This window comes from Pseudoxanthomonas gei, from assembly GCF_010119615.1.
GTDB classification, from domain to species: Bacteria; Pseudomonadota; Gammaproteobacteria; order Xanthomonadales; family Xanthomonadaceae; genus Pseudoxanthomonas_A; species Pseudoxanthomonas_A gei.
On sequence record NZ_QOVG01000039.1, the window covers coordinates 1 to 524 of the forward strand.

At 49.6% G+C, this 524-nt stretch carries 1 protein-coding gene; it reads left to right on the forward strand.

Annotated features, from left to right (window positions below; genetic code table 11):
• Positions 1-35: 35 nt before the first annotated feature.
• Positions 36-524, forward strand: a 489-nt coding sequence (locus DT603_RS15865) for a TolB family protein (RefSeq protein ID WP_211368496.1), incomplete at its 3' end; no start/stop codon positions are given.

The following is a 524-nucleotide window of genomic DNA, read 5'->3' on the forward strand; positions in this document are numbered from 1 at the left end:
GTGGACACCCGGATCGGGAATCCGACAATTCCATTGTGTTCATTCCGGCTAATGGTGCGGGGACACGTACTGTTGTGCTGGCTGAGGCCGGAAAAAGTTACGGATCACCCGAACTATCGCCCGATGGAAAGCAACTGGCCTTTATGGTTAGCCCATCAGAAGGCATCAACTTTGGGCAAATTGGCCTGGCCACACTGAACGGCACAACAGCTTCTGACATACAACTCGTTACGTTCGACCGGGCAGCCAGTAATCTGACTTGGGCAGAGTTGCCGACAACCGGAAAAGGTAAAAAATCAGCCACTACGTATGCGGTTTATTTTTCAGCCTCTTCTAATGGCGGTGTCCCGCTTTACCGCCTGAATCCAGCCACCCGCGACATTGTGCAATTAACTACCTACGACAGTGGCATTACTGCTTTCGACGTAGTGGGTAATCAGATTGTATTTGCTAAAACGGAAGTAATAAATCCCTCCGAATTGTACGTAACGGACATAACGGCAAAAAACCAGACGAAGCTCAGT